The sequence below is a fragment of the Vibrio sp. S234-5 genome, assembly GCF_000960595.1.
GTDB lineage: Bacteria > Pseudomonadota > Gammaproteobacteria > Enterobacterales > Vibrionaceae > Vibrio.
In genome coordinates this window covers 1-7,880 of sequence record NZ_JZAM01000112.1, presented here as the reverse complement: position 1 = coordinate 7,880, position 7,880 = coordinate 1, and the positions used below count along the sequence as shown (strand labels likewise).

The 7,880-nt window shown below is 49.3% G+C and carries 7 protein-coding genes and 1 pseudogene; 4 read left to right on the top strand and 4 right to left on the bottom strand.

The genetic code is table 11. The features are described 5' to 3' along the window. Positions 1-130: 130 nt before the first annotated feature. Genes UF06_RS03775 through phoB form a run of 3 tightly spaced genes read right to left on the bottom strand, consistent with a single transcriptional unit; the run spans position 131 to position 3,085 of the window. Complete coding sequence (locus UF06_RS03775; RefSeq protein WP_045569251.1) at positions 131-1,081, bottom strand: phosphate ABC transporter substrate-binding protein; 951 nt, start codon at positions 1,079-1,081, stop codon at positions 131-133. Next, positions 1,078-2,376: a phosphate regulon sensor histidine kinase PhoR gene (gene phoR / locus UF06_RS03770; protein ID WP_039442291.1), complete on the bottom strand. Its 1,299-nt coding sequence runs from the start codon at positions 2,374-2,376 to the stop codon at positions 1,078-1,080. The genes UF06_RS03775 and phoR overlap by 4 nt, the downstream gene beginning before the upstream one ends. Positions 2,377-2,395: 19 nt before the next feature. After that, positions 2,396-3,085: a phosphate regulon transcriptional regulator PhoB gene (phoB, locus tag UF06_RS03765; protein ID WP_039424239.1), complete on the bottom strand. Its 690-nt coding sequence runs from the start codon at positions 3,083-3,085 to the stop codon at positions 2,396-2,398. 218 nt (positions 3,086-3,303) lie between these two features. On the opposite strand from phoB, the gene rdgC reads away from it, so the two are divergent. The 3 genes from rdgC (at position 3,304) to UF06_RS03750 (ending at position 6,018) form a co-directional block, all read left to right on the top strand. Then, positions 3,304-4,218 (top strand): recombination-associated protein RdgC, encoded by a 915-nt coding sequence (rdgC, locus tag UF06_RS03760; protein WP_045569250.1) that lies wholly within the window; start codon positions 3,304-3,306, stop codon positions 4,216-4,218. Positions 4,219-4,360: 142 nt separating this feature from the next. After that, positions 4,361-5,761: a tRNA 5-hydroxyuridine modification protein YegQ gene (gene yegQ, locus UF06_RS03755; protein WP_045569249.1), complete on the top strand. Its 1,401-nt coding sequence runs from the start codon at positions 4,361-4,363 to the stop codon at positions 5,759-5,761. Between the two features lie 2 nt (positions 5,762-5,763). Beyond that, entirely contained in the window at positions 5,764-6,018 is a 255-nt protein-coding gene (locus UF06_RS03750) for a YfhL family 4Fe-4S dicluster ferredoxin (RefSeq protein WP_045569248.1), read from the top strand. 18 nt (positions 6,019-6,036) lie between these two features. Here the strand turns inward: UF06_RS03750 and mepA are convergent, their stop codons facing one another. After that, positions 6,037-6,876, bottom strand: coding sequence for a penicillin-insensitive murein endopeptidase (gene mepA / locus UF06_RS03745; protein ID WP_045569253.1), 840 nt, complete (start codon positions 6,874-6,876; stop codon positions 6,037-6,039). A gap of 221 nt (positions 6,877-7,097) precedes the next feature. On the opposite strand from mepA, the pseudogene UF06_RS03735 reads away from it, so the two are divergent. Next, a pseudogene (locus UF06_RS03735) lies at positions 7,098-7,880 on the top strand (hypothetical protein); the annotation flags it as partial.

Sequence of the window (7,880 nt, the reverse complement as noted above, 5' to 3'; positions counted from 1 at the left end):
TATCCTTTACGACTACATGGTCAAGTGCATGCAGGAGTTAGCGAAAGCGGAACCTGATATCGATGCACTCCTGCCTTGGAACTTCAAACACTAACAATATCGCCCCGTGGGTTCATGGGGCGGATACGTTCTACAGACCAATTTTACTTAACTCATTCTTGGCAAACTCGCGCGTAATCGATACATAGCCATCTTTTTCCACCAGCGCTTGCCCCTGAGCAGAATAGATAAAACGGATAAATTCCGCTTCAATCGGGCTAAGTGGCCGGCTCGGATGTTTATTGACATAGACATACAGATAGCGTGACAAGGGATAAATCCCCGTCACAATATTTTGCCGCGTTGGTTGAATATAATCCCTTCCCTCTTTAGCTATCGGTATTAAGCGTACGCCCGCCACTCGATAACCCACACCTGAATAGCCTACACCGCTGATGGTGGACGCCACTGATTGAACCACAGAAGCGGAGCCCGGTTGCTCATTGACGCGATTTTTGAAATCGCCACCGCAAAGGGCGTTTTTCTTGAAATAGCCATATGTACCGGAGACTGAGTTGCGCCCAAACAGCTGGATGTTGCGCTTGGCCCATTCAGCATCAATCCCCAGCTCTGCCCAGTTGCCAGCAAAATCTCTCGCCCCGCAGCGCAAAGTGGCCGAAAAAATGGCATCAAGCTGCTGGAAATTGAGCCCTTCAACCGGGTTGTCCTGATGAACAAAAATACCGATCGCGTCAATCGCTACCCGTAACGCCGTGGGTTTGTAGCCGTGAGCGCGTTCAAACGCCTCCAGCTCGCGCAAGCGCATCGGGCGGCTCATCGGCCCAAACTGCGCCGTTTGCTCTGTGAGCGCAGGTGGCGCTGTGGAAGAACCCGACGCTTGAACTTGGGCATTAATGTTCGGATAAAGTGATTTAAACTCCTCCACCCACAATGTCGTCATCCCCGCCAGCGTGTCCGAACCAACGGAAAGCAGATTGCCTGACACGCCCGGCACTTTGTGATAATCCTCTAGCGGGGTATCAAACGCCTGCGCCGGACTAAGCAGCGACAAACTGAGCGTCAAACTCCATAGCACTCTCATTTCACCACCAACTTACTGGGAAGAACGAAAGAAAATTTACTGCCCACCCCCACTTGGCTTTGGATCTGCAAATGCGAGTCATGATGGGAGAGCGCGTGCTTGACGATCGCCAGCCCGAGTCCGCTGCCACCGGTGTCACGAGAGCGCGCTTTATCGACGCGATAAAAACGTTCGGTCAAGCGATGAATGTGTTGTGGCTCGATACCATCGCCACTGTCTTGCACTTCAAGACACGCCCCCTTACTGGTGTTGAACCAACGTACATCGATATGTGCTCCAGCTGGGGTGTACTTGACGGCATTGTAGACCAGATTAGAGATAGCACTGCGCAGTTGGTCTTCGTCGGCATACACTTTTAAGCTCTTGTCGACATCAAACTTGATCACATGCGCTTTATCGCCGCTTAAACTGACTGCTTCTTTTTCCAGCACGTCCAACATAGCAGGCACATGCACCACTTGATCCAGTTCGTGAATCGGCGCAGCCTCGATTTTGGATAAGGTCAGCAGTTGATTCACTAAGCTATTCATGCGATTGAGCTGCTCGGTCATTACGCCATGTGCTTTGCTCCACATCGGGCCAGCCAGCACATCGGGATCTTCCGTCATTTCTAAGTAGCCTTGCAATACCGTCATTGGCGTGCGCAGTTCGTGTGAAACGTTAGCAAAAAAGTTGCGGCGCATCCCTTCTAACTGTTTCAGTTGGCTGATGTCACGCACCACCATCAAATGCTCACCTTCGGTGTATGGCACGATCCGCAGCTCCAGCGTGCGCTCAATGTTCAGCGGCGCGCGCATTTCTAGCGGCTCAGAGAAATCTTTATTACTGAGATAACGAATAAAATCCGGTGTACGGATCAAGTTGGAAATAGGCTGCCCAGCATCTTCTGGCCAATGAAAACCGAGCAGATGTTGCGCCAGTTTGTTGCACCAAACAATGTTGCCTTCGGCGCGAAACACCACTACCGCATCGGGCAGCGATTCGGCCCCATTGCGAAAGCGTCTGATCAAATTGGTCAGCTCTTTGCGCTTACGCCGCTGCCTTTGTTGCAAGCGATACAGGCCATTAAACAGCGACTCCCAATGACCGCTCCCTGATGGTGGCGTGAGGCGTTTTTCATCCCAAAGCCAAGAAGAAAGGCGTACCTGATTATGCAGATGCCAGCCAAGCTGCAACACCGTGGCAGCCAGCAGCAACCACGGCATCGAACCAAAAATCCATCCTACGATCACCCAAGGGGTGTAAAAAAAAGCCAGCTCCCAAGCCAGCTTTTTCCACGTTAATCTTTCAACCACTCAACACTCCGACATGGTATTACGCTTTTGTTGAGAAACGATATCCTGCGCCACGAACGGTTTGGATCAGCTTGTCATGTCCAGCGTCTTCAAGCGCTTTACGTAAGCGACGAATATGCACATCGACGGTGCGATCTTCCACATACACATTGGTGCCCCAGACATTGTTCAACAGTTGTTCGCGGCTGTAAACCCGCTCTTGGTGAGTCATGAAGAAATGCAGCATTTTGAATTCCGTCGGGCCCATGTCGACGGGCTGATCATTGGCGGTAACACGATGAGAAACCGGATCCAACTTCAAGCCTTGTACGTCAATCACATCTTCGAGAGCTGTTGGCGTCACCCGGCGAATCACTGCTTTTAATCTCGCCACTAACTCTTTCGGCGAGAATGGCTTAGTAATGTAATCGTCTGCCCCAACTTCAAGACCGCGTACTTTATCTTCTTCTTCACCACGCGCGGTGAGCATCACCACCGGGATATTGCGCGTCAGCTCTTCACGCTTCATATGTTTGATAAAGTTGATACCACTGCCACCAGGTAGCATCCAATCCAGTAAAACCAGATCCGGGAAGGGTTCAGCGAGCTTAGTTACCGCAGTGTCGTAATCTTCCGCTTCCACCGCCTGATAACCTTTCTGCTCTAAGACAAAGCACAACATTTCTCGGATTGGCGCTTCATCTTCGACTACCAGAATCCTTCTAGACATAATTGAATAACCTTATGTTAGTTTGAATAATTTTCAGGCCCTAGCCCTTTGCAACTGTAAGCATTATTACCGCCAATTATGACACTTTTGTGACCTTTGCAAACAAATTTTCATATAACTTTCTTTATCAATTCATCATCAATTTTTGAAATTCCCTTAAGACAAGCGCCCTAAAATTGCCTATTATGGCCCCCTTATTTTTAGCCTAGAGACACGTTATGTGGTTTAAAAACTGTATGGTCTACCGCGTTAATCGCGACATAGATTTCAACGCTGAACAACTGGAAAAACAGTTGGCTGAGTTCCGTTTTACCCCTTGTGGCAGTCAAGACAAACAGAAATTTGGCTGGGTGACAGCGATGGGCAGACATGGCGATATGATGACTCACGTATCAGAGAACCGCATCCTGCTCTGCGCCAAAAAAGAAGAGAAAATGCTGCCTGCGTCAGTGATCAAAGACTCACTCAACGCCAAAGTGGAAGCGATGGAAGCGCAAGAAGGTCGTCCTTTGAAGAAAAAAGAGAAGGACGCCTTAAAAGAAGAGATCATTATCGATTTGTTACCCAGAGCGTTTAGCCGCAGCAACCACACCAATGTGCTCATTCTGCCTACAGAAGGGTTTATTTTGGTCGATGCCAGCAGCTACAAGAAAGCCGAAGAAGTACTGGCGCTGCTGCGTAAAACCATGGGCAGCTTACCTGTGGTTCCGGCTATTCCAGAAAAGGCCGTGGAAGTGACACTCACCGAATGGGTCAAAACAGGTCAAACGCCGCAAGGCTTTACTCTGCTGGACGAAGCCGAGCTCAAATCGGTACTGGAAGATGGCGGAATCATTCGCTGTAAAAAGCAAGAATTGACCAGCGATGAGATCCGCAGCCACATCGAAGCAGACAAAATGGTGACCAAACTTGCCCTCGATTGGCAGCAGCGTCTTGAGTTCATTCTCGCAGATGACGGTAGCATTAAGCGCTTTAAGTTTTCTGATGAATTGCGCGATCAAAACGACGATATCCCTCGCGAAGATCAAGCGGCGCGTTTTGATGCCGATTTCTCTTTGCTCTGCGGTGAGCTCTCGGCCTTCTTACCTAACTTGTATGAAGCGCTGGGTGGTCTTCCCCATCCCAACGCTTAATCGCTTCTTCGACGCCTTCTTGATGAAGGCGTTTTTCTCTCCTTTACCTAGTCAAAGATCACAATTTAGCGTAAAATTTGCGCCCCAATTCCATCTGGTGGAATTGGACTGACCTGAGATCAGAGAGAAGAGAAAACGAGCAATGACATCCACCAAACCTTTTGTTCCCGAGCTATTGTCACCAGCGGGCAGCTTGAAAAACATGCGCTATGCTTTTGCCTACGGTGCCGATGCGGTTTACGCCGGACAACCTCGCTACAGCCTGCGTGTACGTAACAACGAATTCAACCATGAGAATCTGCAAATCGGTATCGATGAAGCACATGCTCAAGGTAAGAAGTTTTATGTGGTGTGCAACATTCAGCCACACAACTCCAAACTTAAAACCTTCATCCGTGATCTCAAACCTGTGGTAGATATGGGCCCAGATGCGCTGATCATGTCAGACCCGGGCCTGATTATGATGGTGAGAGAAGCCTTTCCGCATATGGCCATTCACCTGTCAGTACAAGCGAACGCGGTCAACTGGGCAACCGTCAAATTCTGGGCCGCTTATGGCGTGGAACGTGTGATTGTCTCTCGCGAACTGTCACTCGAAGAGATCGAAGAAATTCGCCAACATTGCCCTGAAACCGAACTGGAAGTGTTCGTTCACGGCGCTCTTTGTATGGCTTACTCTGGCCGTTGCCTGCTCTCCGGCTACATCAACAAACGCGACCCAAACCAAGGTACATGCACCAATGCTTGCCGTTGGGAATACAAAGTTGAGCAAGGGAAAGAAGATGATGCTGGCCAGATCGTCGAACAGTTCGATCCAAACGCAGCTCAAGCAATTGAAGTACAGGAAGAGCGCCCTGAGACCACCATTGGTCGCGGCAAGCCGATTGACGATGTGGTACTGCTCTCTGAAAGCCATCGTCCAGAAGAAAAAATGGCCGCATTTGAAGATGAACACGGCACCTACATCATGAACTCCAAAGATCTGCGTGCCGTACAGCACGTTGAACGTTTGACGAAAATGGGTGTGCATTCATTGAAAATCGAAGGCCGCACTAAATCGTTCTACTACTGTGCGCGTACCGCTCAGGTTTACCGCAAAGCGATCGATGACGCGGTTGCAGGCAAGCCTTTTGACGAGAGCTTGATGGGCACACTGGAAAGCTTGGCGCACCGTGGCTATACCGAAGGTTTTCTTCGCCGCCACACCCACGATGCCTATCAAAATTACGACTACGGCTACTCAGTGTCAGACGCACAGCAATTTGTCGGAGAATTCACTGGCAAACGCCGCGGCGATATGGCGGAAGTGGAAGTGAAGAACAAGTTCATCGTGGGTGACAGCTTAGAACTGATGACGCCAAAAGGTAATGTCATTTTCAGATTGGAAGCGATGGAAAACCGCAAAGGTGAAGCCATTGACGACGCAAAAGGCAATGGTCACTTTGTTTACGTGCCAGTACCTGCCGAGCTAGATCTGCAATACGCTCTACTGATGCGTAATCTGAATGACGGTCAGGATACCCGCAACCCCACAGGTAAGTAGTTATGGCACTGCTCATCACGGATAAATGCATTAACTGCGACATGTGTGACCCTGAGTGTCCGAATGGTGCGATTTCGATGGGGGAGAAGATCTTTGAAATTGATCCCAACCTCTGTACGGAATGCAAAGGACACTACGACAAGCCAACCTGCCAGTCCGTTTGTCCGATCACCAAGTGCATTATTACCGACCCTGCATATATCGAAACTGAAGCACAGCTACTTGAGAAATTCGTTATTATTCAGGGACTTACCTAAGAATCACACAGAGCGCTTTTATGGCGCTCTGTCTGTTTCAAGCACTCTCAGACACGCCTCTGGCATAGGCGGGGGAGATGATGGTTTTTGGGGTAGCGGTGTGGGGCGAATGCGCCAACTGGTCACCTCTTCACCGCATCCATCGCCCTCAGGTGGCAGCGGCTGACTGACACATTCATCACTGTTTTGTGGGCATTTAAGCCGAACGTGCATGTGGGCGCTGTGTCCCCACCATGGACGCACCTTGCGCAGCCAATCTCGCTCGTCGCTCTTTTCCATCACGCACAGGCGCTCTTTGATCACCGGATTGATAAAAATACGCGCCACACGTTCATCCTCTGCGGCTTTTTTTACCAGTTCAAAGTAGTCATCACGCCATACGGCCTCATCAATGTTCTGAGCTTTCACATCAACCAGACTTTCGGTCTTTGCCTCAGCCAATCGCTGTATCTCTAATGGGCTAGAGTTCAGTTTTAACCAGACATCCACATCTAATCCCGTTTGATGGCTAGCATGCCCATAAGCGAATCGGCCACCACGGGGGAGACCGACGTCGGCAATCATCAAACTGGCGTGCAGTGTCTCTTTGGCATACAGGCCAAGGCGCTGCACAAAGTTCTGTGTGTCAGGGTGAGCAAAATAGCGCCTTCTTTCAGCACGAACTACTTGAAATCCTTCCCCCTCTAAAGGCAAAGCCACAGCTCCAATAAGACAACCATTTGCGTAGGAACCAATGGCACGGGCATCTGCCACGATTGGCGTAGAGACCGTTTCCCAAGGGGTCGATGCGTATGAGAAAAAGCTCGTTAGTAACAGTGCGAACAGCAGATAAATTTCCCCCACTTTTCCTCCTCTCATGCCATCATCCAGCGTCATTTATCTCAATTAGGATTCCGACAGTTTAACTCACTGCAGCCCTGTACGTAGAAAAACCTTTCTAAAAGTAGCCTTCGCGTAAGCTCGATTAACTCCCCAAACACACCCACTTGAGCTCTTATTTTGCAGTCGCTCGCAGCCCAATTTCTTATTCCTATCTTTCCCTCTGCTACTCGATTGAAATAGAAGAAAAAGGAGTAGATATGCATAGATTTGCCCTAGTAAGCCTAATTCTCCTCACCGGTTGTAATAACACTGAACCAGAGGCGGTTGGAGATATTCACTATCAAGCGTTACTTAGCACCGATTTAAATAGTAATAACATGGACTTAAGTGAATTCATCTCCGCAACTCGCGCTATTGACATCGTCAGCGTTGGAGAGAGAACCCACCAAGGATCCAAGGCCTACAGCTATAAGGCGCGCATGGCCAAGGCACTGTATGAAGAGGGTGATTTAAATTTTATCGCATTTGAAGCAGGCCTCTATGACGGGCTAGCTGCGTGGCAAAATTACCTCAACGGCAAACAAACGTTACAGGAGGCAGTGATCGGTCCCGATGCCAACTACATGTATGGGCACCGTTTTAGCCAAGAAGTGGCCGCATTGATGAGGTATGTTAATGATGCTCCCCAGAGAGAAAAACCGTTGTTGCTGATTGGCTACGATGCCCGCATCAATAGCGATCCTGGCTGCAGCATCATGTTTGAGGAACTGGAAAACTATCTAACAACCAACAACTTGGACATGGCGAACTACAAGAAGATCAAAGAAACTGCGCCACGTATGATGTGCCCTTGGTACACAACGCAGCCCTATACTCAAGCGGATCACCGCGTTTTAATCACCGAATTAAAGTCATACCAATCTGGAAAATTAACTGGTCAGATTAATCCACTCTCTTGTACACATCTTGCTAACTCTATCTGTACTGTCCAAGAATCGATTCCAAGCCTTGCACACTTTCTCCACGATATCCTCATAATC